The organism is Halorubrum ezzemoulense DSM 17463 (assembly GCF_002114285.1).
In the GTDB taxonomy this organism is placed as follows: Archaea; Halobacteriota; Halobacteria; order Halobacteriales; family Haloferacaceae; genus Halorubrum; species Halorubrum ezzemoulense.
This window is the reverse complement of record NZ_NEDJ01000001.1, coordinates 65823-91887: the sequence shown is the minus strand read 5'-3', so window position 1 is coordinate 91887 and position 26065 is coordinate 65823. Positions and strand designations below refer to the sequence as shown.

The window sequence follows — 26065 nt, the reverse complement described above, 5'->3', positions numbered from 1 at the left end:
GTCGCACGGGGAACGGGAGACGATGATCCCGCTCGCGACGACGATGCCCCCGACCGAGGTCGCGCTCCGCGTGGCCGCGGGCGTCCTCCTCATCCTGATCAACGCGTACTTCGTGGCGGTCGAGTTCGGCCTGACGCGCCTCCGGCAGTACCCGGAGTCGGAGATGGACACCCCCGGACTGCGGCGCGCCTGGGAGATGACGGACGACCTGGAGTTCTACCTCACCACCTGCCAGGTGTGGATCTCCGGCACGAGCATCGCGCTCGGTATTGTCGCCGAGCCGGGGCTTGCGGCGATCTTCGCGCCGATATTCGAGAACACCGCGCTCGCGTCGGCCGGCGCGGGCTCGCTGTTGGGTTTTTTCCTCATCAACATGGTCCACCTGACTCACGGCGAGCAGACGCCGACGTATCTCGGCGTCGAGCGCTCGAAGCAGGTCGCGAACTACGGCGCTCGGCCGCTGTACTGGTTCGCCTGGAGCATCTCGCCGCTGATCAAGTTCGGCGACTGGGTCGCGAAGGCGACGCTGGGGCTCTTCGGCGTCGAGATGACCGGGTCGTGGACCGAGGCCGAAGGGGAGGTGCTGGAGACGCGCGCGCAGCTCCGCACCCGCCTCGGCTCGATGATGGAAGACATCGAGCTACCGAAGGAACGGCGCGAGGAGATTCTCAACGCGCTCGACGTGGATCGGGTCACCGTCGCGGACGTGATGACGCGGCCCGACGAGATCGTCTCGCTGACCACGACGGCGTCGGTCGACGAGAACCTCGACCGGATCCGGGACACCCCGCACACGCGCTTCCCGCTCGTGGGCGAGGACCGGGGCGACTTCGAGGGGATCGTGTACGCCCCCTCGATCGTGAGCCGCTTCGACGCGCTCCGCGACGGCGACCTGACGTTCGCGGACGTCGCGGCCCCCCCGCTGACGGTCTCCCCCGACGCGAGCGTCAGCGACGCCTACGACCGGTTCCAGGCGGAGTCGCAGGAGCTCGCCCTGGTCGTCGCTGACGGCGAGGTCGTCGGCCTGCTCACCGCGACCGACGCCATGGAGGCGGTGATGGGCCAGCTGGAGGACCCGCTGGACGCCGGCGAACTGTAGCGCGCGACACGACTCCGGTCAGTCCTTGTACGCCTCGCGCAGGAACACCAGCGCCCCGCCGAGCATCGCGAGGTTGCCGAAGAAGGCGAGCCGCTCGCCGCCCTTGTCGTCCTCGTCGGCGTTCCAGAAGTCGTGCATCGTCGCGGTGACGACGGTCAGGAACGCGACCGCCGCGCCGGTCGCGACCCGCGGGAGCCGCCAGAGCGCGATGCCGACGCCGGCGACGATCATCATGCCGGAGGCGAACGGCGCGGCCACGTCCGGCATCGGAACGCCCGCCGACTCGGCGTACTCGATCGTGTCGTCCATGTCGCGGAAGTCCTCCGAGGCCTGCGCGGCGAGGCCGGCGCCTAGGAGGACGCGCCCGAGCCGCGACGGCGCGCCGCGGCCGGTCGCCTCGTCGCTCGCGTCTGGTGTTTCGTCGTCGCTCATACCGCACACAACGCGGCCGCGCCTCATAAATCGCGGTGGCGGCGGACGCGGCGTCCCGTCGCGCCGCCCCCTCGCGCCGCGTCGGTCGCCCCTCACACCCGGTCGATCTGCGCCAGCAGCTCCGCGGTCGCCGCCGCGTCGAAGCCCATCGGGCGGCGCCACCAGGGCCCCTTCCCGGAGTCGCTCGACAGGTCGGTGACGATCGGGTTCGCTTCCACCCCTGCGTCGGGCGCACTCAGCGGAACGACCCGGTCGAAGCGGCCGGACGCGTCCGGGTCGCCGACCGCGACGACGCGGGCGTCGAACGGGTCCCGCTTCAGGTGCGCGTTGGTCGGCGCCGCGGCGGCGGCGGCGGCGCGGTCGACGACACCGTCGCCCTCGGCCGGCGAGAGTACGCGCTCGATCCGGATCCCCGCGAAGAGGTACGCGCCCCAGTCGGGGGCGAGGTCGTCGTCGACGGCGACGCCGTGCTCTCGGAGCCACGCGCCGCCGCGGTCGTCCGCGCCCGCGTCGCCGGGGCGCTCGTCGCCCGGTCCGGCCCAGTCGCGCGGCCGCAGCGACAGCGTCGCGTAGAACAGGAGCCGGTCGCCGGGTTCGAGGGTCGCGATCCGCCCGGCCTTCACCCCGTGCGGGTCGCCGTACGTCGCGCGCTCGCGGCCGTGAACGCCCGGGAACTCGGGGTCGGCGTGGACGGGCACCTCGCGCAGGGCCTCCGGGACGGCGAACGGGAGGTCGAGGTCGCCGTAGGTCGGGACCGGCTCGTCGACCGGGGCGCGCCCGCGCGGCAGCGTCGCCGCCGACTCGGGGATCGGGACGTACGCGAAGGAGCCGTCGGGGTAGACGGACCCCCGGAACCCGGGTTCGTTCGTGTTGGCGGCGACGTTGACCGCGAGGGCGCGAGGGCCCGGCATCGAAAAAGCGCGGGCTCAGTCCGCCGTCGCCGCGGTCGCCTCGTGGTCGATCTCGGTCCCGAGCAGGTCGAGGAACTGCGCGATCCACTCGGGGTGATCGGGCCACGCCTGCCCGGTGACGAGGTTGCCGTCGGTCGTCACGCCGTCGGCCCACGAGCAGCCGGCGGCCTCGACCTCCGGCCTGACGGCGGGGTACGCCGTGATCTCGTAGCCGTCGAGGACGCCCGCCGCAGCGAGGATCTGCGGGCCGTGACAGATCGACGCGACGGGCTTGTCCGCCTCGAAGAAGTGCCGCACCGCGTCGAGCACCTCGTCGTAGCCGCGGAGGTACTCGGGGGCGCGCCCGCCGGGAACGACTAAGGCGTCGTAGTCGGCCGGGTCGACCTCGTCGAAGCCGTGCGTGAGCTCGAAGTTGTGCCCGCGCTCCTCCAGGTACGTCTGGTCGCCGCGGAAGTCGTGGATCGCGGTCTTGACCGTCTCGCCGCCCTCCCTGTCCGGACAGACGGCGTGGACCTCGTGGCCGACCACCTGGAGCGCCTGGTACGGCACCATTATCTCGTAGTCCTCCCCGAAGTCGCCGACGATCATCAGTATCCGTTGTCCTGTCATGTGTGCGACACCACCTCTGCGTACGCGCTGCTGGCCAATAACGATACTGGCGTGAGATATCATACCACGAACAAGCCGCCTCCGATCACCGACGCGTCGGCCGCACGGCGCCCTCAGCGCGGCGGGCTCGGCGGCGGGAGGTCCCGCTGAAACTCGTCGAACTGCTCGGGGTCGTCCGGGAGGTCGTACTCGATCTCGCGGTCGTCCTGGTTGTCGGGGAGCCGGCCGTCCTCGATCTCCTCGGCGGCCTCCTCCCACCCCGGCTTCACGCGGACACTGCGGGCGGGCGATCCGACGACCACGTGATGGGCGGGCACGTCGCCTTGGACCACGGATCGCGCGCCCACGACGCTGTTCTCGCCGACGCGGCAGCCGGCCCGGACCATCGCGTCGTAGGTGACGCGGGCGTCATCCTCGACGATCGTGTGGAAGTTCCGGACCTCGGTCTGGTCGACGATGTCGTGATCGTGGCTGTAGAGGTGGACGCCGTCGGAGATGGAGGCGCGGTCGCCGATCGTCAGCTTCCCGCGGTCGTCGAGGTGGACGTCGTCGTGGATCACGACGTTGTCGCCCACCTCGATGTTGTGGCCGTAGGTGACGGAGATCCCCTTGAAGAAGCGACAGTCGTCGCCGCACTCGGCGAAGAGGTGGTTGCCGAGCATCTGCCGGAACCGGAGCGCGAACTCGACGTTGTCGGCCATCGGTGTGGCGTCGAACTGGCGCCAGAGCCACTGGAGGTGCTTCGAGCGCTGGAAGCGCTCCTCGTCCTTCTCGGCGTAGTACTCCGACTCCAGCGTCGCGTTACACGGGTCGTACCCCTGGAGGCGCACGCGCTCGGCGCGCGACACCGATTCGCCGCTCTGCCACGCCTCCCACGCCTCCCGGTCGCCGTGGAGGTCGATCAGCACGTCACGGACGACCTCGCAGGTGTCCTCGTCCGAGGAGAGCCGCTCGTCCACCTCGTCGATGAACCCTCGGACCCCGGCCTCGGCGCCGTCGGGCAGGGACACGTGTCGCTTTGTCATCGGCCCTCCTTCGTCGCCATCACTCAAATGGATTCGGTTGTGCGACCACGGCGCCTCAGCCGATCAGTACAGTTCCTCGGCGGCAAATATGCCGACGAGAACGCCCGTGAAGGCGATCACGAACGCCGGGGCGATCGCGGCCCTGCCGAACGAGAGCAACAGCGCGGTGACCGCGACGACGGCGATGATCCCGAGCAGGGCGATCACGGCGTCGAGCCGCCGACGGAGGGAGTCGTCCATGGGCGGTCGACGAGCCGGGATCAAGTAATAGGCGGCGGGACGAGCCGAGACGAGCGAGCGTGATCGCCGCCCGCTCCACCGCCCCGAGACCGACAGCGATCGCCGGCCGTTCCACCGCCCCGAGACCGACCGCGCCCGATAAGTGTCCCGACCACTAACCGGTTGGCATGCAACACCGCGAACTCGGTAACTCGGGCGTCGAGGTCTCGGAGGTCGGCTTCGGCGCGTGGGTCGTCGGCACCGACTGGTGGGGCGACCGCTCGGACGAACAGGCGGTCGGGATGGTCGAGGAGGCGCTCGACGCGGGCGTCACCTACGTCGACACCGGCGACGTGTACGGCCACGGCGACAGCGAGGAGATAATCGGGACGGCGATCGCCGGCCGCCGCGACGAGGTGACGCTGTCGACGAAGATCGGCTACGACTTCTACGACAACCCGCAGGCCGGTCACGGCGAGCTCCCGAAGGAGCTGAACCGTGAGTACCTCACCGAGGCGTTCGAGGCCTCGCTGGACCGCCTCGACACGGACTACGTCGACGTGCTCCAGCTCCACAACGCGAACGTCGACGAGGTGACCCCCGAGGTGCGCGACCTCCTCCGCGAGTGGAAGGCCGACGGGCGCGTCCGCGCGCTCGGCTGGGCGCTCGGCCCCTCGATCGGCTGGCTCGCCGAGGGCGACGCCGCCGTCGAGTACGAGGAGTTCGACGCGGTCCAGACCGTCTTCAACATGTTCGAGCAGGAGCCCGGTCGCCACTTCGTGGACACGATCCGCGAGAGCGGTTCGGACACCTCCGTCATCGCTCGCGTCCCGCACTCCTCCGGCCTGCTGAACGAACAGGTGACGCCCGACACCGTCCTCGAGGACGGCGACCACCGCTCGCACCGCCCGAAGGAGTGGTACGAGACCGGCTGGGAGAAGGTCGACGCGATCCGCTTCCTCGAAGACCCCGACGGCGTTGAGGGGGCGCGCACGATGGCGCAGGCCGCGATCCGCTGGCTGCTCGCGCACGACGAGGTCGCCTCCGTCACCCCGACGTTTCGCGACGGCGCCGACATCGCCGAGTGGAGCGCCGCCGCCGACGTGCCGCCGATCTCCGACGCCGAGTACGAGCGGCTCGACGATCTGTACGCCCGCAACTTCGACATCGACCGCGACGACGGGATGGACGTCCTCCGCACCTCCGTCGACGGCGAAGACATCGAGGCCGCCGGCCTCGACAAGCGCGCCGCGTCGTACTGAGCGGCGACCCCGCGTTCGATCGACGCCGATCGACCCGGCCTCTTCGCCTCGAAACCGCCAGACAGCGCCTTGACACCGTCGCTCAGGACCACTTTCACTCCGGGGCGGCTCGGCCGCGCCGCTGGCGGGTGCGGAAACGGTGGCTCGGTCGAAACCCGTCATCACAAGGGGCTCAGTGGGGGTAACCGACTCGTCATCGCCACCACGGTGCGATCTACTCGCTCGCGGGTATAAACTGATCGCGACGGCCCCCGACGACCGGCGGCTGTGGTCGCGGCGACCGCTCGACCGGGCGCCCGGGCCTGCGACCCGTGAGGAGAGAGCGACCGAAGCGAGCGAGTAGGGCGGAGCGGAAACTGACATGATACTGAGCAACTGTTAATCTACATCCCGCTGTATTGGCGACTAGTGCTGTGCTGGCACAAGTCCCGCGCAGTGCGGGTCGCAGTAGCCCGGCCCCGAACGGTGGGTTCACTGACTCCGAAGGGCGTTCGGTAGGCGGGGCGCACAAAACGCCCCGTCGCGTCGCATGACGGCGAGGACCACATCGAAGCCCCACCCTCAACGAGCGAGCCCCCCAACGAGCGAGCCTGTCAGCGCGAGCGAAGCAGGGTGAGGTCGGTTACTCGCCCCCGCTGCAGACGAGGACCGGCCGTTCGGTGTCGAGGATGACGCTCTGCGTGACGCTGCCGAACAGGACCTTCCCGGTGGGGGTGCGCTTCCGCCCGGCGACGACGATCTGGTCGGCGTCGTACTCGTCGGCGACGTTGAGGATCGCTCGGGCCGCGTCGCCGCCGTACCCCTCGGGCGTCACCTCGATCCCGGCGTCTTCGAGTCGCGACCGAGCGACCCGAACTGACTTTACCTGTTCGACGGTGCCCCCCTCCCTGTTCTCGCTGAAGGAGTGAACGAGGACCGCCGTCACGTCGTCCGTCTCCAGCGGCATCGACGCGATCGTCTCGGCTTGCGCGCTGGCCCGGTCCTCGTCCGCGTCGATACCCACGACAAAAGTGAACATGCGACAGTCGTTGCGGCACTCGCATTTGACTGTTTCGGCGGACCGGATCGCTCCGCGCGATGCTCTCGAGCGCCGCGGCGACCGAAGGACTGCCCGCAGGCGAGTGAATCCATCCCTAATGATTATGTAGTACGTGGCTCTGGGTGGTAGGTAGATACTCATGACAAATGATAACACAGGGGATCCGACGAGGCTGTACCGGCGGCGCAACGTCCTGAAGAGCGGTGCCGCCGGAGCGGCGACGCTGGCGCTCGCCGGATGTATCGGCGGCGGGGACGGCGGAGACAGCGGAAGTGGCAGCGGCGGCGGAGGGAGCGGGGGGATGCCCGATTCCGTTACGGTGCCCGGGATATACGACGAGAGCGGCGCGACTTCCGACGTGGGCCGGCCGACGGCCATCGGCTCTCGCGACACCATCACGTACATCAACGAGAACGACCTGTTCGACGTGAGCATCGACCATCCGAACAACGACTACGCCTACGAGGTGCCGCAGGCCCAGCAGTACTACCAGCAGTACACCTCGGAGTCGTCGCCGCCGCTGATCATCGGCTGGGGGACCGCCGACACCGAGGCGCTGGCGGGCACCGTCGCGGACGACGAGGTGGTGTACGTCTCCGCGTCCTACTCCGCGAACCTCGTCACCGAGGAGTTCCCGTACAACTTCTTCGGGAACCTCGATTACACCAGCCAGGCCCGCGCCCACCTGCGGTGGATCGCGGACAACGACCCCGAGGCGACGGTCGGGTTCATCTTCTCTAACACGGCGTTCGGGCGGTCGCCCGTCGAGGGCGGCAAGCAGTACGCCGAGGAGCTCGGGCTCGACGTGGCCTCGGACATCAACCTCCCGCTGACCGCCAACTCCGCGACCACGCAGCTCAGACAGGCCCGCGACCAGGAGATCGACTACCTCATCCACCAGAACACGTCCGCGCCGATGCGGGTGCTCTTGGAGGACCGACAGGACATCTACCCCGACCTGACGGTGTGCGGCCTGACCTACACCGTCGACGAGCGCGTGGTCCAGCAGTCGCCCGACATCTTCGAGGGCGTGCGATACGTCAACGCGTTCCGAACGTTCCAGGGCGCTCTCGACAGCGGCGGCCGGGGCGCGGAGATCATCGAGGCGAACTTCGAGCGCGAGGGGCGCAGCATGGACGACCCGGAGGTCGCCCAACTCAACTACGTGCGCGGCGTGATCCACGCGCTGCTCGCGCTGAAGGGCCTGCAGAACGCGGCCGAGGCCGGGAACGACGTCACGACCGGGCCGAACGTCAGACAGGGGATGTTCGGCATCGAGGACGACGACATGTTCGGCCTCGCTGAGCCGTTCAGCTACGCGGAGGACGACCGGCGCCCGACGATGAACGGGCGGCTGTTCGAGGTCACCGACGGCAGCCTGAGCTTCGACACCAGCGTCGAACTGCCCCGTCGCGACTCCTGGATCGGACTGTGATGGCGACCGACGAGCAAACGACCGCGGACGCGACGGCCGCGGCGGGCGACGGCGATCCACCGGTCGTCGAACTCGACAACGTCGAGATCGTCTACGACCGGCACTTCCTCGCCGTGCAGGGCGTCTCGATGTCGGCCAGCGAGGGCGACATCGTCGCGCTGCTCGGCCCGAACGGCGCCGGGAAATCGACGATACTGAAGATGATCAGCGGCATCGGGCGGAGCGAGCGCGGCGAGGTCACGCGGGGTCGTGTTTTCCTGCGCGGCGAGGACGTGACCAACTACGGCGCCAACGAGATGGTCGGCCGCGGCATCACGCACATCCTCGAAGGAAGGCGGGTGTTCGAGGACCTCACCGTCGAGGAGAACCTCCGGTGCGGGCTCTACCGCGAGGGCCGCCGGTTCCGGTTCGACGAGGACGACTACCAGATCGCCTTCGAGTACTTCCCGCAGTTGGAGGACATCTTAGACCTCAAGGCGGGCTACGCCAGCGGCGGGCAACAGCAGATGCTCGTCATCGCGCGAGCGCTCATCCACCGGCCGAACCTGCTCCTGTTGGACGAGCCGTCGCTCGGCCTCGCGCCGAAACTTGTCAGGGACATCTTCGAGACGCTCGTGGAGATCAACAGGAAGGAGGACATCACGATGCTCATCGCCGACCAGAACGCCAAGCGCACCCTGGAGATCGCCGACTACGGCTACGTCATGGAGAACGGGCAGATAGAGCTTCACGACCCGGCCGACGATCTCGTCCAGCGCGAGGAGATCAAGGAGTTCTACCTCGGCACGTCCAGCGAGGACTCCCGCTACACCGACATCAGGCACTACAAGATCCGCAAGAGGTGGACCTGATGAGCGCAGATCAGGAGGCCGAGACGCGGGCGGCGGCGCTCAGAGGCGGGACTCACGTTTCTCCCGAGGACGCCGCGATCGGCTGCCGGAACGTGACCAAGACGTTCGGCTCGATCACCGCCGTCGACGACGTGGACCTCGGTGTCGCCGACGGCGAGTGGGTGTCCATCGTCGGTCCGAACGGGGCCGGGAAGACCACGCTGTTGAACATCCTCAACGGTTTCTACACGCCCGACGCCGGGAGCGAGGTGTTCCTGAACGGCGAGGAGGTCAGCGGCAGGCCGGAACACTACCGCGCGCGCCACGGCATCGGGCGGACGTTCCAGGGCTTGGAGCTGTTCGAGAGCGAGGACGTCTTAGAGAACGTGATGACGACCCGGGCCGTCGCCGAGCGCCCGAACGTACTCTCGGCGATGCTGTACTACGGGACCGGCCGGAAGACGGAGGCCGAGAACATGCGGTTCGTCGAGGAGATACTCGACTACCTCGAGCTCTGGGAACACCGCCACACGACGGTGTCGACGCTGCCGCTCGGCGTCCAGCGGCGCGTGGACCTCGCCCGCTCGCTCGCGCTCGAACCGGACGTGCTCCTGCTCGACGAGGCGATGAGCGGGCTCACCTTCGACGAGAAGTACGACATGATCCGCTTCCTGACCGACCTCCACGAGGAGGAGGGGCTGACGCTCGTGATGATCGAGCACGACCTCGAAGTCGTCACCGCCGTCTCCGAGCGGATGATCGTCATGCAGAAGGGCGGCGTCATCGCCCGCGGGCCGCCCGAGGAGGTGACGAACGACCCCGAGGTCGCCCGCGTCTACACGGGGGTCGAGTAGATGGCGGCCGACAACGCCGAGAGCGAGGGCGTCGCGTCGGGCGACTCCGACGACTCGGGGCTCTCCGTCGAGCGCGTCCTGACCGCGCCGGAGGGCGAGTCGGTTCCCATCGTCTCCGACCGGGCGCTCCCCGAGATCCTCATCGACCACGCCGCCGAGCATCCTGACGACATCGCCCTGCGCTGGAAGCGGTACGGAGTCTGGCAGGAGTTCACTTGGGAGGAGTACTACGACCGGATGGAGCGGTTCGCGCTCGGCTTAGAGGAGTACGGGTTCGGCGACGAGGACGTGCTGTTCACCATCGGCTACAACCGCCCGCACCAGCTGTGGGCGTGGATCGCCGCGCAGTCCCTCGGCGGGATGGCGGCCCCGAACTACGAGGACATGCTGCCCGAGGACATCGAGAAGCAGCTCCGACTGCTCGAGCCCGAGGTGGTGTACGCGGAAGACCAAGAGATGGTGGACAAGCTCCTCCTCGTCTCGGGCGACGTGCCGTCGCTGTCGACCATCATCTACCGGGACGACAAGGGGATGTTCCGGTACGAGAACGGCGAGAAGACCGAGCCGGGCGACCCGGAGATCGTCGCCTACGAGGACGTCGAGGAGCGCGGCCGCGAGCGCCGCGAGTCCGGGGCCGTGAGCGACGACTACCTCGCGTCCGAGATCCAGGCCGTGCCCGCGGAGGCGACCGCGATGCTCGCGCCCACGTCGGGGACGACGGGGATGCCGAAACGCGTCCGGCTCTCGCATTTCAACCTCGTGAACCTCGCCAACGCCGCCATCGACATCGACCCGCTGCCGAAGGAGTCGGACTACTTCTCCTACCTCCCGATGGCGTGGGTGGGCGAGCAGATGATCCTGCTCGCGGCCGCGTTCGTCGCCGGCTGGACCGCGAACTTCCCCGAACAGCCCGAAACGGAAGAGGAGGACCTCCGCGAGATCGGCCCGGAGATCATCTTCTCGTCGCCGAAGCGGTACGAGGCGTGGGTCGCGGATATCAAGGCGAAGGTCGAGAACACCACCCGGTTCAAGCGCTGGGTGTACGAGAAGGCGACGAGCATCGGCGAGAAGTACGCCGAGTACGTCATCGGCGACAGGAACGACGAGGAGCCGCCGGCGTGGCTGCGCGGTGCCCACTGGCTGTCGTACTGGGTGGCGTACCGCCCGATACTCGACAAGATCGGGCTGAAGCGCGCGAAGAACGTCTACACCGGCGGGGGCCCGCTCGGGGAGGACCACTTCGAGTACTACCACGCGATGGGCGTCCCGCTCAAGCAGATCTGGGGGCAGTCCGAGGTGTGCGGCTTCGTGACGATGCACCGCGACGACGATGTCCAGGTCGAGACGGTCGGCGAGGTGTTCCCGAACGTCGAGGTGGGCATCACGCCGGGCGGTGAACTCCTCGTCCGCGGCCCGGTCGTCACCTCCGGCTACTACGGGATGCCGGAGAAGACGGAGTCGGCGTTCGAGGACGGCTGGCTCCACACCGACGACTTCGGCGCGCTCACCGACGACGACCACGTGCGGATCTTCGACCGGATGGACGACGTGTTGGAGATGAGCGACGGCACCGCCGTCGCGCCGATCAGCGTCGAGACGAAGCTGAAGTTCAACCCCTACGTGAAGGAGGCGATGGTCGTCGGCGACGACCGCGCCGAGCTCACCGCGGTGCTGAACATTCGGTACGACAACGTCGCGGAGTGGGCCGACCAGCGAGACATCCAGTACGCGGGGTACAGCGACCTAACGCGGAAGGAACCGGTCTTAGAGCTGCTTCGCGGAGTGGTCGCCGAGACCAACGAGGACCTCGACAACCCGATCCGGCGGTTCGTGCTCCTGTTCAAGGAGTTCGACGCCGACGACGGGGAGCTCACCCGCACCGGGAAGCTCCGCCGCGAGGTCGTCGTGGACCGGTACGGCGACCTCGTGACCGCCCTGTACGACGGCAGCACCGAGATAGCAATGGAGCTCACGATCACGTACCAAGACGGCAGAGAGTCCGATGAACGCGGCGTCATGCGCATCGTCGACGTGGACCAACCGGTCCTCGACGACGACCGCGAACTGGAGGTGAGCTAGATGGTCGACTGGGTCACGTTCATCGACATCTCGCTGAGCGGACTCGGACTGGGCGCGCTGTACGCGCTCGTGGCCATGGGCTTCTCGCTCATCTACAAGGTGACCGGCGTCCTGAACTTCGCGCAGGGCCAGATCGCGATGATCGGCGCGTACGGGGTCGTGGTCTTCGGCACGGCCACCGTGCTCCCGGCGGCGATCCCCGCGTGGGCCGCGGTGCTCGTGACGGTCCTGCTCGGCCTCGTGCTCGGGCTGGCGCTCGAACGCGTCGTGTTCCGCCAGTTCATCGGCGAACCGGTGCTGTCAGTCATCATCGTGACGCTGGCGCTCGGCAGCATCCTCGAGGGCGTCGTCTTCTTCCTGTACGGCCAGAACGCGCAGGCGTACCCGTCGGCGCTGACGTTCGGCGGCCAGCTCAGCCTCCCGCTGGGCACCTCGATACAGGCGGCGTACGCCATCGCCGTCGCCATCGCGCTCGTCGTCGTCGCCGTGCTGATGCTGTTCTTCCGCGAGACCGTCACCGGGTCGATCCTCCGGGCGTCGGCCAGCGACGAGCAGGCGGCGATGGTGCTCGGCGTCTCGATCGAGCGCACCATCGCGCTCGCGTGGACGCTCTCGATCGCCATCACCGCCATCGGCGGCATCCTGCTCGCGACCTCCAGCGGCGGGGCGGCGGTCTCCATCGAGAACACGGGGATCATCATCTTCGCCGCCGTCGTGTTGGGCGGCCTCGACAGCATCCCCGGGGCGTTCATCGGCTCGATCGTCGTGGGCGTCCTCCAGGAACTCGGCTCGTACTACCTCGTGGGCGGCACGGCGGTGTACGTCCCGTTCACGGACGTTCAGGCCAACTTCGGCGCGGGGTTCGGGGAGATACTCCCCCTCATCCTCCTGCTCGTCGTCATTCTGGTGAAGCCGTACGGCCTGTTTGGCACCGAGCGGATAGAGAGGCTCTGACCATGAACGGACACAGTTCGCGCGCCACGCGGCGCTCCGGCGGCGTACCGACGACTCGAACGGCCGCGGCCGAAGGGGGGTGGTCGCATGCCCTGCGGTGAGTACTTCACCGACTACGAGTCGCGGATGGGCCTCGTCCGGTGGCGGACGCAGAAGATCGCGCTCGCCCTGGGGCTGCCGATCCCCTTCATCGCGCCGTTCCTGCTCGGCGGCGGGACCGTGACGCTGCTGACGCAGGCGTACATCTTCGCCATCGCGGTGTTGGGGCTCAACGTCATCCTCGGCTACGCGGGCGAGATCGTGCTCGCGCAGGGCGCGTTCATGGCCATCGGCGCGTACAGCACGAGCAGGCTGCTCGCCGTCGGCGCGGGGCTGTTTCCGGCGCTCGCCGTCGGCGGCCTGATCTCCGCGCTGGTCGCGGTCGGCTTCGGCCTCCCGTCGTTCCGGGTCAAGGGGTTCTACATCGCCATCTCGACGCTGGCGCTCCAGTTCATCGCCGAGGAGTGGTTCTTCGTGAACCCGCAGCTCGCGTTCATCCACGGCGGAACGACCCAGTCGGTGCCCTCGAACGTGGGCCTCGTCGGCCCGGTCGGCGCCCTCGGCACGACCATCGACAAGTACCTGCTCGCGCTGGTGCTGTTGTTAGTGTTCGCGTTGCTGTCGCTGAACCTCTCGCGGACCGGGATCGGAAAGACGTTCCGCGCCATCCACGAGAACGACCTCTCCGCGTCCGTCCTCGGTGTCAACGTGTTCAAGAACAAGCTGCTCGCGTTCGCCATCGGCGGGTTCATGATCGGTGTCGCGGGCGGGCTGTTCGGGTTCCAGATCGGCTTCATCAACGCGGAGTACTTCACCCTCGGGCTCACGCTCGAACACTACGTCATGCTGCTGTTCGGCGGCCTCGGGCGCGTGTGGGGGGCGCTGCTCGGCGTCGGCGTCGTCACGCTCGTGCAGGACTACCTCAACGACGGGCTGAACTACCTCGCCGACCTCACGGGAACCAACGCGACCGCCCTGCTGCCGGTGTTCTTCGGTTCGATCATCATCGTCGTGCTCGCCGTCGAGCCGAAGGGGGTGTTGGCCGGGCTGGGCAAGATCAAGGAGTACCTGCGCACGTGGCCGTTCGCGTACTGAGCGCGACGGCCCGCGCGCCGCGATACGGTCGCGTCGCTCCCGTCTGACCTGACGCGATCCGTCTGATCTGACGCGGTCGACTTCGACGCCGCGCCCGTGACGGAGATTTATGTGCCAGTTTTTCGTGTGTTAACGCGATGTACGACGACAGCACACTGGCTGCGGTCGGGGAGCAGTTGGAGCGGGTCGCCGACCGCGACTTCTACGCCGAGAAGTTCGCGGACGCGGGCGTCGACCCGACGGCGGTTGACTCGTGGGCCGACTTCCGGTCGCTCCCGTTCACCACGGCGGGGGAGCTCGAGGCCGACTTCGAGGCCGCGCCGCCGAGCGGGTCGCTGTACGACGGCGCAGCCATGGTCACGTTCTCGCCGATGGGCGAGCAGCTGCGACCGGTGTTCGACACGGCCGACGACCTCGAGGCCCAGGCCGCCGCCAACGCGGACGTGCTCGAACGCGCCGGCGTCGAGCCCGGCGACCGCGTCGTCAACACGTTCGGTTACGAGCTGTTCGGCACCGGGTACGTGCTCCATCGGGCGCTCGAACGCCTCGGCGCGGAGGTGTTCCCGCTCGGCCCCGGCGACTCCGAGCAGGCCGCCGCCACCATCGAGGCGTACGACGTGGACGCCGTCGTGGCCAACCCGAGCTTCGCGCTGAAGATCGGCGCCGAGGGCGGCTCGGTCGACACGTTCGTCGGCGCGGGCGAGCCGTTCACGTCGATCCCCGGCCGCCGCGAGGCGGTCAAGGACGCGCTCGACGCCTCGACCGCGGTGGACTACTTCGGTACGCGGCACATCATGCCCGTCGCGGCCGAGACCGCGGCCGAGGACGGCCTCCGCGTCGTCGACGACTACGCGGTGGTGGAGGTCGTCGACCCGGACACCGGCGAGGTGCTGGACGCCGGCAAGCGTGGGGAGGTCGTCGTGACGCACCTCAGGAAAGCGGGGGTTCCCCTTGTGCGCTACCGGACCGGCGACCTCGCCGAACTCGCGGTCCGGGACGGGACGGTCGTGCTGCCCGACGGCGTCATCGGCCGCACGGACGAGCGGCTGAAGGTCAAGGGCGTGAAGGTGTACCCGGAGAGCATCGAGACGGTGCTCGCCGGCTTCGAGGGACTGACCGGTGAGTACCGCGTCGAAGTGTCCCAGCCCGAGACCACCGACCGCCTCGTCGTGATCTGCGAGGGCGAGGCCGACGCCGACGAACTGCGCGCGGCGCTCGGCGACCGCCTCATCGTGACCCCGGACGCCGTCGAACTGGTCGCCGACCTCGACGAGCCCGGCGTCGTGGACGAGCGGTACTAAGCGCCCGCCGAGCATCGGCGTCGCTCAGTCGCCGTCGAGGAGGCGGCATCGTCGCTCAGTCGCCGTCGAGGAAGCGGCGCGCGGTCCGAGAGAACATGTTCCGTTGCGCTTCGACCGGGAGATCCCGCGCAAGCAGGTGCTCTCGTTCCCGGGCGTACGGATACGGAATGTTCGGGTAGTCGGAGCCGTACATGACCGACTCCGAGACCTCGATCAGCGTCTCGTCGGCGACCGTCGCCGGGTCGAACTCCATGTACGTCTCGGCCACGCTCGACATGGCGAAGGTGGTGTCGAGGAAGACGTTGCCGTTGTCGCGGGCGAGTTCGACGAACGCGTCCACCTCGTACGTCCCCATGTGCGCGGCGCACACCCGCACGTCCGGGTAGGAGGCGAGAAACGACTCGAAGCGCTCGACGCCGACGTGGGGGCTGTCCTCGAACATCGGCGCCGTCCCGGCGTGGAGCAGGACCGGCGCGCCGCGGGCGGCGACGGCCTCGTAGGCGGGGTCGAGCCGCGGGTCGTCGGCCGCGAACCCCTGGACCGGCAACTGGAGCTTCAGGCCGCGGGCCCCGGCGTCGAGGGCGTCCGCGACGACGGTCCCCGCGTCGTCGTCGCCGGCGTGGACGGTGGCGAACGGGACCGCCATCTCGGAGTCCGCGGCAGCCTCGATCACCCACTCGTTGAGGTCGCCCGCCGTCCCCGGGCGCGAGGCGTACGGGAGCGCGACGTACCGCTCGACGCCGGCGGCGGTCAGTGCCGCTTCCATCCGGTCGCGGTCGGTCGGGTGGTCGAACGTCCAGCCCGCGGCCTCGCCCAGCGCCTCTCGGATGGCGGCCATCAGCCGCTCGGGCATCAGGTGGACGTGCGCGTCCACGACGCCGTCGACGGGGAACTCAGTCATCGGTGAGCTTGTAGACGCCCGTGCCGGTCGCGCAGACGGCGTCCCCGGACTCGACTTCGACGCTCGCCACGCCGATGTCGGCGCCGCGGCGGTCAACCGTTGCCGTCGCGTACAGCGGCTCCCGGCCGGCGGCCTCGAGGTAGTTCACGCGGAGGTCGATGGTGGGCGTGAACGCCTCGCGCCCGCCGACGAAAACGGCGGCGCCGGCGAGGTCAACGAGCGCGCTCACGACGCCCCCGTGGACCGCGCCGAGGTCGGGGTTGCCCACGAGCCCGGGATCGAACGGCAGCTTGACGCTGGCGCGCTCGGGTGTCACGGCGAGCACCTCCAGGTTGTGCCGCCGGTGGAAGGGGACCTCGCCGTACAGCCGCTCCACGACCGCCGTCCGGTCTGCCTCTCCCGAACTCGGCGCCGGCCGGCGGTCGCTGTCGCCGGCTCCCGGACCGGCGTCGCTCGGGTCGGGCATGCGTGTGCCAACGCACGGCACGCCCCCGCATAAATCAACCGCCCAGGTCGACGAGACCGTTCGAGACGTTGGAGAGCAGCGAAGCGATGGGTAGTCCGGGGGAACGGCTTTGTGGTCACGGCGCGCGCTTGGGGGTATGAACGAGGACGCGATGCGACGGTTCCCCGTGCCCGACTACGAGGACCTCCCCGAGGACCTCCGCGACCGCATCGACGAGGAGACGGAAGACGCCGGATTCACGCCGAACGTGTTCTCGGCGTTCGCGTACAAGCCCAGCCACTTTCGGGCGTTCTTCGCGTACCACGACGCGCTCGTGTCCGACACGCCGCTGGCTCGGGAGGAGGTCGAGATGATCGTCGTCGCGGTGTCGGGCGCGAACGACTGCCTCTACTGCGTGGTCGGCCACGGCGCGCTTTGTCGGATCTACGCGGGCGCGCCGAAGCTCGCCGACCAGCTCGCCACGAACCACAGGCAGGCCGACGTCTCCGACCACCACATGGCGATGCTCGACTTCGCCGTCACGCTCACCGAGTCGCCCGAGGCCGTGACTGACGAGGACGTACAGCGGCTCCGAGACGCCGGCTTCTCCCCGGAGGAGGTGTGGGACATCGCCTCCGTGGCGGCTTTCTTCAACCTCTCCAACCGCATGGCGACCGTCGCGGACATGCGTCCGAACGACGAGTTCTACGCGATGGGGCGCAGCGACTGACCGCGCCCGCGCCGCCGACGCGCCGCCACCGACGACGCACCGCCACCGCCGACGCGCCGCCACCGACGACGCACCGCCACCGCCGACGCGCCGCCACCGCCGACGCGCCGCCACCGCCGCCGCGCCGCCACCGACGAGGACGGCTCGCGACCGGTCCGGAACCCGTTTGAACCTCGGCGACCTCGAATCGGCCATGCGGGAAGTGACGTTCCGGATCTACCACGCGGGGGAGCCGGAGTGCGAGGTGAGCGCGCGCCACCCGGAGGTGCGGTACCGGTCCGTCTCCTCGATGACCGGCAGCGGGTCCGAGCGCAAGCGGATCGCCGAGCTCACCGGTCCGGCGGCGGAGATCGCGGCGTTCGTCGAGGACTTCCGCGAGTTCGACCTGATCGTGTCGGCCGAGCCGCTCGCGCCGATCGAGGGCGCCCACGCCTACGTCGCACTGACGATCGACATCTCGGCCGCCGACTGGGACGGGATCGGCGAGCGGTTCTCGCGGCTGGGGCTCCACTACCGGACGGGGACGACCATCTCCGGCGGCGTCGAGCGCTGGACGGCGTACCTGGAGGACGACGACGACCTCTCGGCGGTAATGCGCGAGCTCGAACGCGGCGGGAACGAGGTGGAACTGGCGCGGAACGTGGAGCTCGCGTCCATCGAGCGCTCGCCGCAGCTCCCCGCGTCCGGCCTCCTCGACGGGCTCACCGACAGGCAGCGCGAGGTCCTCGCCACCGCGATCGCCGCGGGCTACTACGACCACGGCGGCGGCGTGGGCGTCGAGGAGGTCGCCGCCGAACTCGGCCTCGGCTCGACGACCGTCTGGGAGCACCTCTCTCGCGCCGAGTCGTCGGTGATGAACGCGCTGTTCGATCGCTTCGCGGAGGGCGAGCCGATCGACGCCGCGTACGGGGGAGACCGGACCGACTCGTCGTGAGCCGGACTGATCGCCCGCGAGCGGGGCCGGACCAACGCTTTTGTAGCTTCGGGACGGAGCGCCGCGTATGGACGAGGGAACGGTGACCGTGCCGGACGAGCAGTACGAGCGGCTCGCGGCCCTCGCCGCCGCCCGCGGCGTGAGCCCCGAGACGCAGTTAGCCCGGCTCATCGACGACGCGTACGCCGGCCTCGACGCGGACGGCGACGCCCCCGAGTCGCTCCCGCTCGGCGTCTGCGACGGTTCCGACGAGGAATGAGCCGAGCGGCGGCCTGACGAGCCGTCCGCGAGCCGCCGCGCCGGACTCGGGGCCGGCGCCCCGCCCCGCCGGTCCCCTCGCGGCCACGCCGAGAGGCGCTCGCCGAGGACCGACGAGACGCTCACGACAGGTTAAGAAACGATCCGCCCGGAGGGCGTCGGGACCTCTCTACGACCGCTACCGTGTTTCGAGACGATATCGAGCGGGTCCTTCGAGACCGTCAGCAGCGCGACGGCTACCTCTTCCCGGCGTACGAGGACTACTGCTTCGGGAACGTCCCGGACACCGTCCGATCGGTGCTCGACGCCGGCGGCCGCCGCGCCCTCCCGAGCGACGTGTTCGACGGCGTCGAGACGGACGTGGACACGGTCGTCCTCCTCCTCGTCGACGGGTTCGGCCTCGACGGCTGGAAGCGCCACCGTCCACGGTGTGGCCTCCTCGACCGGCTCACCGAGGCGGGAACGGTGACCCCGCTCACCTCGGTCTACCCGTCCGAGACCGCGGCGGCGATCACCACGCTCGAGACGGGGCGACTCCCGTGCGAACACGGGTACGTCGGGTGGAACGTCTACGACCCCCGGTTGGACACGGCGTTCCTGCCGCTCGGGGGGGATGTGAAATCGGGCGCGGCGGCGGAGCGAGTCCCCGAGGGGTCGGTCGTCGGATGCGAGTCGCTCTACGCTCGGATGCGCGACGCGGGGGTCGACTGTCACCGCCTCCAGCCGTTCGACGCCGGCGGCGAGGACGTGACCCAGCACGTCTACGACGGCCTCGGTTCGTTCGGCGAGCGCCTGTCGGCGGCGGTCGCGGCGAGCGGCGACCCCGGATACGTCTACGCGTACGTGCCGCACGTCGACCACGTCTCCCACGCCGAAGGCACCGACGGCCGGGCGTACGGCGAGACGGTGGCGACCGTCTGCGAGCAGGTTACCGCCGCTCTGCGGCGGGTCGATCGGCGGACCGCGGAGCGGACGCTGCTGCTCGTGACGGCCGACCACGGCCACGTGAACACGGACCCCGACGCCAATCTCGACCTCTCGGCGAACGAGGCGGTGACGGGGAACCTCCGACGGCACGCCGACGGCACGCCGGTCAAGATGTCCGGCAGCCCCCGCAACGTTCACCTCCACCTGCGACCGGGAACGGTCCCGGACGCGCGGCGAGCGCTCTCGGACCACGACGCGCGGACGTTCACCCGGCGGGAGGCGATCGACCGCGACCTCTTCGGCGACCGCCCGGTCTCAGACCGGTTCCGACGGCGCTGCGGCGACCTGATCGTCACGCACCGCGACTCGGGAGTGTGGTTCGGCGACGTCGAGCCGGAGAAACTGTCGTACGTCGGGATGCACGGCGGGCTCAACCCGGCGGAGATGCTGGTCCCGTTCGCGGCGGCCCGCGCCTCGGCGCTCGACTGACGCGGCGCGCGGTCCGGACTCGACGCCGGCCTCTGCCGGGTGTCTTGCGTCGACCTCCCGGGCTTACCCGTCGTAGGGCCACCGCCCGCCCGTCTTCAGCTCCTCGACGTACCCCTCGTCGATGGCGTCGCGGATCGACTCCCGCGATCGGTGGTCCGCCCCCACGTCACCCGTCGCGAACCGGTAGACGGCCGCGGTCACGAGCGTCGCCACCTCGCGGAGGTCGCGGGAGTCGAGCTTGTCGATGGTGTCGGCGTGAGTGTGGCCCCAGCCGCGCCCTGACTGGTCGCTCGTCGTCGACGCCATCACGGCCGGGATTCCCTCCTGAACGAACGCCCACTGGTCGCCGTGGGGCGAGATCGTCTCGCCGGTCGTCAGGGGGGCATCGAACGCGTCCGCGACCGCCTCGAACGGCTCGCGCATCCCGTCGAACCCGTTCGTCCCCACGCGGAGGTTCCGCGAGCTACACGCGCCGTCGAGGTTCACCACGCAGGCGATATCCTCCTTCGGGGTCGTCTCCGCCGAGTGGTATGCCCCCCACAGCCCGATCTCCTCCGAGCCGAAGGTGACGAGGCGCACCCGCGTGTCGAGGTCGCCCTCGACCGTCGCGAGCAGGCGACCGACCTCCGCGACAAGCGCCGACCCCGCGCCGTTGTCGTTGGCGCCGTCGCTCACGTCGTGGGCGTCGACGTGGGCGGTGAGGTACACCGCCTCCTCGGTGTCAGGGCCGACCTCCGCGACCGCGTTCACCGAGGTCGTCGGCTCGTTGCGGCAGTCGACGTCGAGCGAGACGGTCGGGCGGTCGGCTCCCGAGCCGCGGCCGCCTCCGCCGTCGCCGTCCGCGGCCGTCTCGGCGAGCCGCGAGAGCCGGTCGCCGACCTCCTTCGAGACGCCGACGGCGGGGATCGGCCCCGGTCGGTTGTGGTACCCGATCTCGCCGGTGGGCGGGAGCGCCCCCTCGATGTGGTTCCGGAAGACGAACCCGACCGCGCCGCGTTCCGCCGCCGCGACGTACTTCTCCATCCGGTGGATCCACCGGTCGTGGCTCTCCGGCGTGCGAGAGGAGGCCATCGCGACCGCGCCGTCCAGCGCCTCGCCCGCGGCCGCGAACTCCTCATCGGTGCCGTCGCCGACGTCGACGAGGGGGGCCGTCACCTCGCCGCTCGGGGTCCCGGGCAGCGCGATCACCTCGTGGGAGTTCCCGTGGTGCCGCTCCACCGCGCCCGACACCGACAGCGAGGAGTCGCCGCGCCACCAGCCGGGGATCTCGAACTCGTCGAGCCCGGCGTTCCGCAGGCCGGCCGCCTCGAACGCCTCGACGACGCGCTCCGCGCCGCGCCGCTCCCCGGTCGATCCCGCCATCCGGTTCCCGATGTCGGTCAGGTCCGTGAGGAGGCTCCACCCGAAGTCGCTCGTCCGCGCGTCGCCCACGACGCGGTCCGGTAGCTCGGTCATACGGTTCGGTAGTGCCCCGAGCGAAAAGGGGTTGCGGGAGTCGCGGATCGCCTCGTCTGGCTTCGCGAGGCCGTCTGGTTCACTTCCACTCCTCGGCGTCCTCGGCGGCCTGCATCTCTCCTTTAGCTCGTCTCGGCGCCCGCCGAACCGTCAGCGCGATCACGACGACGTAGAACCCGCCGACGAGCGCGAGCACGAGCGCGCCGGGGATCGGCCCAACCGACGCCGTCGCGACGACGCCGTTTCCGGCGGCGGTGAACACCGTGAGCCGCACGACCCACGCGGCGACGAGGACGGAGACGAGCGGCGCGTACACCCGTCGGAGACGCCGCGAGACCGCCTCGACGGCCGGCATCTTGATCGTCGGCTCGCGGAGGTCCTCGCTCAGCAGCGCCCGCCAGTTCGACTGCTCGACGCCCTCCGGATCGAGGGCGTTCGCGAACACGTTCTCCTCCAGCAGCCGGACGCGGGACCGCCACACGTCGAAGGTGCGGTACCGACGCGTCTCGATGCCGAGGAAGACGCTGAGCATGACGAGCCCGATGAGCAGCACGTAGTGCGGCCGCGACGCGCTCGAGAAGGTCCACGTGAGCAGAGACGCGGTCACCACGACCGCCCAGTTGGTCGTGCGGTCGATGCGGGTCCGCCACGAGCTCGTCCGTCCGAGCTCGCCGCGGTATGCGTGGCCCATCAGCGAGAGGAAATCGGACCGGTCGCCGGCGGCCTCGGCGGCGACCTCGCGCTCCTCCCGAGACTCGGGGTCGAAGTCCTCCGACGGTTCGGACATACCGACCCGTACCGAGGCGGGGCAGGTAAAAGCGAGGCGAGACTCAGGCGGGGTCCGCCGCGGTCACCTCGATGTCGGCGTCATCGGGGTCGACGCCGATCCGCGCGAACTGCGTCCGGACGTGGTCGCGGGCCGCCTCGACCGCCTGGTCGCGCGTGTCGAACCCGCGGGGCATCGGCTCCTCGAAGGCGACGCGGATCTCCTCGCCGTCGACGACGAGCGGGGAGCCGCCGCTCTCGACCTCGTAGAAGGAGTCGCACACCCACACGTACGGCGCGTCCTCGTCGGGCGCGCCCTTGTACGCCGGCGGCTCTTCGCCGCGCTCGAACACCGTACCGGTGAGGTCCGTCCCGCCTCCGCTGCCGCGAACGAGTATCATGGCACGGGTACGGGGTCGAGCGGGATAAGCGCGCCGCGGGAGGGGTTCCCGTGCGTCCCGGCGGGAGGGCAAACGCTTTCGGCCCGGCGGCCGGTGGATACGCCATGACGCTGGAGGATTTCACCGAGTTCACCGGAGACGGTGACGGCGACGGCGGCGCGCCGAGCGAGGCCGACGGCGGAGGCAACTCCACGGCCGACGGCGGGGTTGCCTCGGCGGCCGACGGCGGGAGTGCGGCCGATGCGGGGGGTGATTCGGCGACCGAAGCCGGGACCGCTGACGCGCGCGGCGACGCGGAAGACGAGGCGTTCGCCGCCTACGACGCGACGCCGGCCGGCAGCGACGCGGGGCTCGGCGTCGTGTCGGTCTCTCAGGGGCTCCGCGTGGCCGAGGAGGAAGACGAGACGTCACTGAAGGCGTTCGTCACGACCGGCAACCGCGAGTCGGTGCGGCTCGGAAAGTACCTCCTGATCCCGTACCCGGACGGCGAGCGGCTGTTCTGTCGGATCACGGGACTGGAGTACGCGCAGGAGTTCCAGTCCGACGACGCGACCGAGATCCACGCCCGCCGGCAGATGCGCCGCGACGAGTTCGCCGAGCGCGACTACAAGTTCGTCGCCGACCTGGAGCCGATGTCCGTCGTCTACGGCGAGGGCGAGGGAATGAAACGCCGGATGACGGACCGCGTGCCGAAGCCGGGCGCGGTCGTCGAGGAGGCCGACGACGACGCCGAGATCAAGACGGGGCTGAAGATCCCCGACGACGGCGTCTTCCTCGGCCACCTCTCCGTCGGGGGCGAGAAGGTCCGCACCGCGGCGGAGCCCCCGACGGTCGACTACCGCGTCAAGGACGACTACGGCGACGGCGACCCGCTCGCGTTCCGGCACACGCTCGTCGCCGGCGGCACCGGTTCCGGGAAGACCCACGCCTCGAAGAACGTCCTCCGCCAGTACCTCGACTCCGACCGAACTTACCCGATGGGCGACGGCCGCGAATCGCGAATGGCAGTCGTCCAGTTCGACCCGCAGGACGAGTACGCGCAGATGCACGACGACAACCCCGACCTCGACGACGCGTTCGCGCGCCGGCTGGAAGGCGAGGGGATCGCCCACGGGGGCCACGACGACACCGTCGCCCTCGTGCCCCGCGTCGCGAACGCGACGTACCCCGGCGAGGGGCACCGCGCCGAGCGCGTTGAGTTCACGATCCCCTTCTCGCTGGCGAAGGACATGCCGTGGCTGGTCGCCGGCTCCGGGCTCAACGACAACCAGTACCCCGCGCTGTTGACCCTCATCAACCGGTTCTTCGACAACTACGGCGACGCGGGCACCTACAGCGAGTTCCTCTCGTACCTCGACGACCCGGCGCTCAAAGAGGAGCTCCACGAGAGCGGTCGGATCCACGAGGCGACGTTCGACGCGGTCAAACGGCGGGTCCGCGGGGTCCCGAGCGGGATCTTCGATCAGGACGCGAAGCCGATCACGGAGCTGGACCACACCCTCGTGCGCCCCGGCGGGCTCTCGGTCGTCCCAACCTACCACCTGCCGACCTCCCGGCAGAAGGAGATCGTCGTGCTCGCGGTCGCGGGGCTACTCGTCGACGACAAGCTCTCGAACGACCCGGAGAGCGACCGGATCAAGGAGACGCCGCTCCTCGTCGGGATGGACGAGGCGCACAACTTCCTCGCCGACGCCGACAACGTCCAGGCCCAGAAGGTGGTCCAGAAGTTCACGGAGGCCGCGAAGCAGGGCCGAAAGGAGCGGCTGGGCCTGTTCCTGATCACGCAGGACCCCCAGGACGTGGCCGAGTCGGTGTTCAAGCAGGTGAACACGAAGATCGTCTTGAACCTCGGCGACGAGGACGCGATCTCCAGCGTCAACATCCCGTCGAACCTCGCCGGCAAGGTGCCGTACATGGAGAAGGGGCAGATGGTCGTCTACTCGCCGGACAACTCCGAGCCCGTCGAGCTGATCGGCCTCTCGGAGTGCGTGACGCGGCACGACTGAGACGAGCGCCGCGCGGCCGGCGAGCGCTCCGCGACCGACTGCCCCGCCGCCCGGTCCCGGCCTACGGCCTCGCGGTGAATTGTCGCCGACTCGAACTCATCGCCGCCCTTTTTGTCCGGAGCAGTCGAACCGCCGCGTATGAGCAAGCGCATCCTCGTCGCGGTGGACGGGTCGGAAGAGGCGGCCGAGGCGCTGCGGTTCGCGGCCGACGAGTGGCCGGACGCCGACCTCACGGCCCTTCACGTGATCAACCCCGCCGACTCGGCGACGGGCGCCGACGGCGGGTTCCCGGGCGCGTCCGACCAGTGGTACGAGAGCGCCAAGCAGCGCGGCGAACGGGTCCTCGCCGAAGTGTCGGAGATAGTCGACCGGGATGTCGAGACGCGGCTGGAGGTCGGCCGCCCGACGAAGACGATCCTCGGCGTCGCGGGCGGCGAGAAGCCGGTCGGCGAAGACGGCGAGGACGGCGAGCCGTTCGACCACCTCGTGCTGGCGAGCCGGGGCCGGACCGGCCTCTCGCGGGTCCTCCTCGGCAGCGTCGCTGAGGGCGTGGTGCGCCGCGCCGAGGTGCCCGTCACGGTCGTCCGCTGAGCGCGCTCCGCTGACGAGGCGGTCCGGCTACCCCTCGGCGCGCTCGGCCGCGACCACCTCGCCGACCATCGACCACCCCTCCTCGTCGGGTCCGGAGCGGCCGAGCAGGATGTCCTCGTAGTCCTCGGAGCTGATCAGGCGGAACTCGGCGTCGGCGTCGCCGTCGGTTCGGACGCCCTCGCCGCGGAACTCCCGCTGGAAGAACTCCGTCGACGAGAACTCGAAGACGCCGGTCTCGCCGGAGTCGAGTTCGAGCCGAACCGGTCGGGGCTGGACGTTGTGGATCCGCTTCGCGATCGGGTTGAGATCCGGCATACCGACGTGTCGGTCCGGTCCGCTCATAAGTGGCCGCCTCCGCGGACGGCCCGAACCCGGACGGTGCGGAGGGCACGCACCCCGATGACGCGGACCGCGGTGTAACGGGTCGGAATCAAAAGCGGCGCCGGAAAGCGGAGAGCCGGAAAAAAGCGTTACTCGTCGAGGACGTCGTCGTACTCGCCGGCGTCGACGCGGTCGTCGAACGTCCGGGCGTCCTCGCCCTCGATGGTGACGCCGAGGGAGGCGCAGGTGCCGCCGACCTCCTTGGCGGCGGCCTTCGTGTCGTACGCGAGCAGGTCGCTCGACTTCTGCTCTGCGACCTTCTTCACCTGTTCGATCGACATGTCGGCGACGAAGTTCTCCTGCGGCTCGCCGGAGCCGGTGTCGAAGCCGGCCTCGTCCTTGATGAGCTCCGCCGTGGGCGGCACGCCGACCTCGATGGTGAAGGAGCCGTCGTCGTCGTACTCGACGGTGACGGGCACCTCCATGCCGTCGAAGGCAGCGGTCTCGTCGTTGATCTCCTCGACGACGTCCTGAACGTCCACCGGCGTCGGTCCGAGCTCGGGACCGAGCGGCGGGCCGGGGTTGGCCTGCCCGCCGGGGACGAGCGCTTCGATAGTTCCAGCCATGTCCGTACGAACCCGACGCCGACTTTTAACGGT

Annotated in this window: 28 protein-coding genes; 15 read left to right on the top strand and 13 right to left on the bottom strand. The window is 69.7% G+C overall.

What is annotated here, in order from left to right; genetic code table 11:
- Positions 1-22 precede the first annotated feature (22 nt).
- On the top strand, positions 23-1099 hold the full coding sequence (locus tag B9H04_RS00475; protein WP_049930509.1) for a CNNM domain-containing protein: 1077 nt from the start codon (positions 23-25) through the stop codon (positions 1097-1099).
- A gap of 18 nt (positions 1100-1117) precedes the next feature.
- On the opposite strand, the gene B9H04_RS00470 is transcribed toward B9H04_RS00475, so the two are convergent.
- The 5 genes from B9H04_RS00470 to B9H04_RS18500 all read right to left on the bottom strand — a co-directional run bounded on the left by B9H04_RS00470 (position 1118) and on the right by B9H04_RS18500 (position 4316).
- Positions 1118-1531, bottom strand: a complete 414-nt coding sequence (locus B9H04_RS00470) for a DoxX family protein (protein WP_049930511.1) — start codon at positions 1529-1531, stop codon at positions 1118-1120.
- Positions 1532-1623: 92 nt separating this feature from the next.
- Positions 1624-2442 (bottom strand): Nmad3 family putative nucleotide modification protein, encoded by an 819-nt coding sequence (locus B9H04_RS00465; RefSeq protein ID WP_085682342.1) that lies wholly within the window; start codon positions 2440-2442, stop codon positions 1624-1626.
- Between the two features lie 15 nt (positions 2443-2457).
- The gene (locus B9H04_RS00460; protein ID WP_049930515.1) at positions 2458-3051 is read right to left on the bottom strand and encodes a DJ-1/PfpI family protein; all 594 of its coding nucleotides are present in this window, start codon (positions 3049-3051) and stop codon (positions 2458-2460) included.
- 113 nt (positions 3052-3164) lie between these two features.
- A complete protein-coding gene (locus B9H04_RS00455; protein WP_085682341.1) occupies positions 3165-4076 on the bottom strand; it encodes an acyltransferase in 912 nt (303 codons plus the stop codon).
- Positions 4077-4139: 63 nt separating this feature from the next.
- On the bottom strand, positions 4140-4316 hold the full coding sequence (locus B9H04_RS18500; RefSeq protein ID WP_155120031.1) for a hypothetical protein: 177 nt from the start codon (positions 4314-4316) through the stop codon (positions 4140-4142).
- A 167-nt stretch (positions 4317-4483) separates the two neighbouring features.
- Between B9H04_RS18500 and B9H04_RS00450 the strand changes: the two genes are divergently transcribed.
- Complete coding sequence (locus B9H04_RS00450; protein ID WP_049930519.1) at positions 4484-5557, top strand: aldo/keto reductase; 1074 nt, start codon at positions 4484-4486, stop codon at positions 5555-5557.
- A 622-nt stretch (positions 5558-6179) separates the two neighbouring features.
- On the opposite strand, the gene B9H04_RS00445 is transcribed toward B9H04_RS00450, so the two are convergent.
- Positions 6180-6575 carry a universal stress protein gene (locus tag B9H04_RS00445; protein ID WP_049930521.1) on the bottom strand — a complete coding sequence of 132 codons (396 nt, stop codon included), beginning with the start codon at positions 6573-6575 and terminating at the stop codon, positions 6180-6182.
- A 160-nt stretch (positions 6576-6735) separates the two neighbouring features.
- On the opposite strand from B9H04_RS00445, the gene B9H04_RS00440 reads away from it, so the two are divergent.
- The 7 genes from B9H04_RS00440 to B9H04_RS00410 all read left to right on the top strand — a co-directional run bounded on the left by B9H04_RS00440 (position 6736) and on the right by B9H04_RS00410 (position 15183).
- Complete coding sequence (locus B9H04_RS00440; RefSeq protein WP_080508555.1) at positions 6736-8031, top strand: ABC transporter substrate-binding protein; 1296 nt, start codon at positions 6736-6738, stop codon at positions 8029-8031.
- The gene (locus tag B9H04_RS00435; RefSeq protein ID WP_049930523.1) at positions 8031-8882 is read left to right on the top strand and encodes an ABC transporter ATP-binding protein; all 852 of its coding nucleotides are present in this window, start codon (positions 8031-8033) and stop codon (positions 8880-8882) included. Before B9H04_RS00440 ends, B9H04_RS00435 begins: the two co-directional genes overlap by 1 nt.
- On the top strand, positions 8882-9715 hold the full coding sequence (locus B9H04_RS00430; protein ID WP_129452547.1) for an ABC transporter ATP-binding protein: 834 nt from the start codon (positions 8882-8884) through the stop codon (positions 9713-9715). Before B9H04_RS00435 ends, B9H04_RS00430 begins: the two co-directional genes overlap by 1 nt.
- Positions 9716-11794 (top strand): AMP-binding protein, encoded by a 2079-nt coding sequence (locus B9H04_RS00425; RefSeq protein WP_049930528.1) that lies wholly within the window; start codon positions 9716-9718, stop codon positions 11792-11794.
- Entirely contained in the window at positions 11795-12748 is a 954-nt protein-coding gene (locus tag B9H04_RS00420; protein WP_049930529.1) for a branched-chain amino acid ABC transporter permease, read from the top strand.
- Positions 12749-12835: 87 nt separating this feature from the next.
- Positions 12836-13882: a branched-chain amino acid ABC transporter permease gene (locus tag B9H04_RS00415; protein WP_049930531.1), complete on the top strand. Its 1047-nt coding sequence runs from the start codon at positions 12836-12838 to the stop codon at positions 13880-13882.
- Between the two features lie 137 nt (positions 13883-14019).
- Positions 14020-15183: a phenylacetate--CoA ligase family protein gene (locus tag B9H04_RS00410; protein WP_085682340.1), complete on the top strand. Its 1164-nt coding sequence runs from the start codon at positions 14020-14022 to the stop codon at positions 15181-15183.
- A 55-nt stretch (positions 15184-15238) separates the two neighbouring features.
- On the opposite strand, the gene B9H04_RS00405 is transcribed toward B9H04_RS00410, so the two are convergent.
- Together B9H04_RS00405 and B9H04_RS00400 are read right to left on the bottom strand one after the other, a co-directional pair.
- Entirely contained in the window at positions 15239-16084 is an 846-nt protein-coding gene (locus tag B9H04_RS00405) for an amidohydrolase family protein (RefSeq protein ID WP_080508556.1), read from the bottom strand.
- Entirely contained in the window at positions 16077-16550 is a 474-nt protein-coding gene (locus tag B9H04_RS00400) for a PaaI family thioesterase (RefSeq protein ID WP_049930535.1), read from the bottom strand. Before B9H04_RS00400 ends, B9H04_RS00405 begins: the two co-directional genes overlap by 8 nt.
- Positions 16551-16686: 136 nt before the next feature.
- Here B9H04_RS00400 and B9H04_RS00395 point away from each other — a divergent pair, with 136 nt between their 5' ends.
- The 4 genes from B9H04_RS00395 (at position 16687) to B9H04_RS00380 (ending at position 19867) form a co-directional block, all read left to right on the top strand.
- Positions 16687-17259, top strand: coding sequence for a peroxidase-related enzyme (locus tag B9H04_RS00395; protein WP_049930536.1), 573 nt, complete (start codon positions 16687-16689; stop codon positions 17257-17259).
- A gap of 193 nt (positions 17260-17452) precedes the next feature.
- Positions 17453-18193 carry a helix-turn-helix domain-containing protein gene (locus tag B9H04_RS00390; RefSeq protein WP_085682339.1) on the top strand — a complete coding sequence of 247 codons (741 nt, stop codon included), beginning with the start codon at positions 17453-17455 and terminating at the stop codon, positions 18191-18193.
- Positions 18194-18260: 67 nt separating this feature from the next.
- A complete protein-coding gene (locus B9H04_RS00385; RefSeq protein WP_049930539.1) occupies positions 18261-18452 on the top strand; it encodes a hypothetical protein in 192 nt (63 codons plus the stop codon).
- 182 nt (positions 18453-18634) lie between these two features.
- Complete coding sequence (locus B9H04_RS00380) at positions 18635-19867, top strand: alkaline phosphatase family protein (RefSeq protein WP_080508557.1); 1233 nt, start codon at positions 18635-18637, stop codon at positions 19865-19867.
- Positions 19868-19930: 63 nt separating this feature from the next.
- On the opposite strand, the gene B9H04_RS00375 is transcribed toward B9H04_RS00380, so the two are convergent.
- The 3 genes from B9H04_RS00375 to B9H04_RS00365 form a co-directional block, all read right to left on the bottom strand.
- The gene (locus B9H04_RS00375; protein WP_049930540.1) at positions 19931-21322 is read right to left on the bottom strand and encodes a M28 family peptidase; all 1392 of its coding nucleotides are present in this window, start codon (positions 21320-21322) and stop codon (positions 19931-19933) included.
- A gap of 79 nt (positions 21323-21401) precedes the next feature.
- Positions 21402-22109: a DUF2270 domain-containing protein gene (locus tag B9H04_RS00370; protein WP_049930541.1), complete on the bottom strand. Its 708-nt coding sequence runs from the start codon at positions 22107-22109 to the stop codon at positions 21402-21404.
- A 43-nt stretch (positions 22110-22152) separates the two neighbouring features.
- Entirely contained in the window at positions 22153-22488 is a 336-nt protein-coding gene (locus B9H04_RS00365; RefSeq protein ID WP_085682338.1) for a DUF7113 family protein, read from the bottom strand.
- 104 nt (positions 22489-22592) lie between these two features.
- On the opposite strand from B9H04_RS00365, the gene B9H04_RS00360 reads away from it, so the two are divergent.
- Positions 22593-24494 (top strand): ATP-binding protein, encoded by a 1902-nt coding sequence (locus B9H04_RS00360; protein WP_049930544.1) that lies wholly within the window; start codon positions 22593-22595, stop codon positions 24492-24494.
- Between the two features lie 138 nt (positions 24495-24632).
- Positions 24633-25085 (top strand): universal stress protein, encoded by a 453-nt coding sequence (locus B9H04_RS00355; protein ID WP_049930546.1) that lies wholly within the window; start codon positions 24633-24635, stop codon positions 25083-25085.
- Between the two features lie 27 nt (positions 25086-25112).
- Here B9H04_RS00355 and B9H04_RS00350 read toward each other — a convergent pair whose 3' ends face one another.
- Complete coding sequence (locus B9H04_RS00350; RefSeq protein ID WP_049930547.1) at positions 25113-25400, bottom strand: hypothetical protein; 288 nt, start codon at positions 25398-25400, stop codon at positions 25113-25115.
- A 155-nt stretch (positions 25401-25555) separates the two neighbouring features.
- Positions 25556-26032 (bottom strand): 50S ribosomal protein L11, encoded by a 477-nt coding sequence (locus B9H04_RS00345; RefSeq protein ID WP_049930549.1) that lies wholly within the window; start codon positions 26030-26032, stop codon positions 25556-25558.
- Positions 26033-26065 lie beyond the last annotated feature (33 nt).

What these genes read in the sequence shown, in the direction of transcription:
- B9H04_RS00445 (WP_049930521.1), bottom strand. Translation starts at nt 6,575, where the DNA reads ATGTTCACTTTTGTCGTGGGTATCGACGCGGACGAGGACCGGGCCAGC.
- B9H04_RS00425 (WP_049930528.1), top strand. Translation starts at nt 9,716, where the DNA reads ATGGCGGCCGACAACGCCGAGAGCGAGGGCGTCGCGTCGGGCGACTCC.
- B9H04_RS00460 (WP_049930515.1), bottom strand. Translation starts at nt 3,051, where the DNA reads ATGACAGGACAACGGATACTGATGATCGTCGGCGACTTCGGGGAGGAC.
- B9H04_RS00455 (WP_085682341.1), bottom strand. Translation starts at nt 4,076, where the DNA reads ATGACAAAGCGACACGTGTCCCTGCCCGACGGCGCCGAGGCCGGGGTC.
- B9H04_RS00385 (WP_049930539.1), top strand. Translation starts at nt 18,261, where the DNA reads ATGGACGAGGGAACGGTGACCGTGCCGGACGAGCAGTACGAGCGGCTC.
- B9H04_RS00475 (WP_049930509.1), top strand. Translation starts at nt 23, where the DNA reads ATGATCCCGCTCGCGACGACGATGCCCCCGACCGAGGTCGCGCTCCGC.
- B9H04_RS00365 (WP_085682338.1), bottom strand. Translation starts at nt 22,488, where the DNA reads ATGATACTCGTTCGCGGCAGCGGAGGCGGGACGGACCTCACCGGTACG.
- B9H04_RS00470 (WP_049930511.1), bottom strand. Translation starts at nt 1,531, where the DNA reads ATGAGCGACGACGAAACACCAGACGCGAGCGACGAGGCGACCGGCCGC.
- B9H04_RS00395 (WP_049930536.1), top strand. Translation starts at nt 16,687, where the DNA reads ATGAACGAGGACGCGATGCGACGGTTCCCCGTGCCCGACTACGAGGAC.
- B9H04_RS18500 (WP_155120031.1), bottom strand. Translation starts at nt 4,316, where the DNA reads ATGGACGACTCCCTCCGTCGGCGGCTCGACGCCGTGATCGCCCTGCTC.
- B9H04_RS00430 (WP_129452547.1), top strand. Translation starts at nt 8,882, where the DNA reads ATGAGCGCAGATCAGGAGGCCGAGACGCGGGCGGCGGCGCTCAGAGGC.
- B9H04_RS00370 (WP_049930541.1), bottom strand. Translation starts at nt 22,109, where the DNA reads ATGTCCGAACCGTCGGAGGACTTCGACCCCGAGTCTCGGGAGGAGCGC.
- B9H04_RS00360 (WP_049930544.1), top strand. Translation starts at nt 22,593, where the DNA reads ATGACGCTGGAGGATTTCACCGAGTTCACCGGAGACGGTGACGGCGAC.
- B9H04_RS00375 (WP_049930540.1), bottom strand. Translation starts at nt 21,322, where the DNA reads ATGACCGAGCTACCGGACCGCGTCGTGGGCGACGCGCGGACGAGCGAC.
- B9H04_RS00465 (WP_085682342.1), bottom strand. Translation starts at nt 2,442, where the DNA reads ATGCCGGGCCCTCGCGCCCTCGCGGTCAACGTCGCCGCCAACACGAAC.
- B9H04_RS00405 (WP_080508556.1), bottom strand. Translation starts at nt 16,084, where the DNA reads ATGACTGAGTTCCCCGTCGACGGCGTCGTGGACGCGCACGTCCACCTG.
- B9H04_RS00345 (WP_049930549.1), bottom strand. Translation starts at nt 26,032, where the DNA reads ATGGCTGGAACTATCGAAGCGCTCGTCCCCGGCGGGCAGGCCAACCCC.
- B9H04_RS00420 (WP_049930529.1), top strand. Translation starts at nt 11,795, where the DNA reads ATGGTCGACTGGGTCACGTTCATCGACATCTCGCTGAGCGGACTCGGA.
- B9H04_RS00440 (WP_080508555.1), top strand. Translation starts at nt 6,736, where the DNA reads ATGACAAATGATAACACAGGGGATCCGACGAGGCTGTACCGGCGGCGC.
- B9H04_RS00400 (WP_049930535.1), bottom strand. Translation starts at nt 16,550, where the DNA reads ATGCCCGACCCGAGCGACGCCGGTCCGGGAGCCGGCGACAGCGACCGC.
- B9H04_RS00390 (WP_085682339.1), top strand. Translation starts at nt 17,453, where the DNA reads ATGCGGGAAGTGACGTTCCGGATCTACCACGCGGGGGAGCCGGAGTGC.
- B9H04_RS00435 (WP_049930523.1), top strand. Translation starts at nt 8,031, where the DNA reads ATGGCGACCGACGAGCAAACGACCGCGGACGCGACGGCCGCGGCGGGC.
- B9H04_RS00415 (WP_049930531.1), top strand. Translation starts at nt 12,836, where the DNA reads ATGCCCTGCGGTGAGTACTTCACCGACTACGAGTCGCGGATGGGCCTC.
- B9H04_RS00410 (WP_085682340.1), top strand. Translation starts at nt 14,020, where the DNA reads ATGTACGACGACAGCACACTGGCTGCGGTCGGGGAGCAGTTGGAGCGG.
- B9H04_RS00450 (WP_049930519.1), top strand. Translation starts at nt 4,484, where the DNA reads ATGCAACACCGCGAACTCGGTAACTCGGGCGTCGAGGTCTCGGAGGTC.
- B9H04_RS00350 (WP_049930547.1), bottom strand. Translation starts at nt 25,400, where the DNA reads ATGCCGGATCTCAACCCGATCGCGAAGCGGATCCACAACGTCCAGCCC.
- B9H04_RS00355 (WP_049930546.1), top strand. Translation starts at nt 24,633, where the DNA reads ATGAGCAAGCGCATCCTCGTCGCGGTGGACGGGTCGGAAGAGGCGGCC.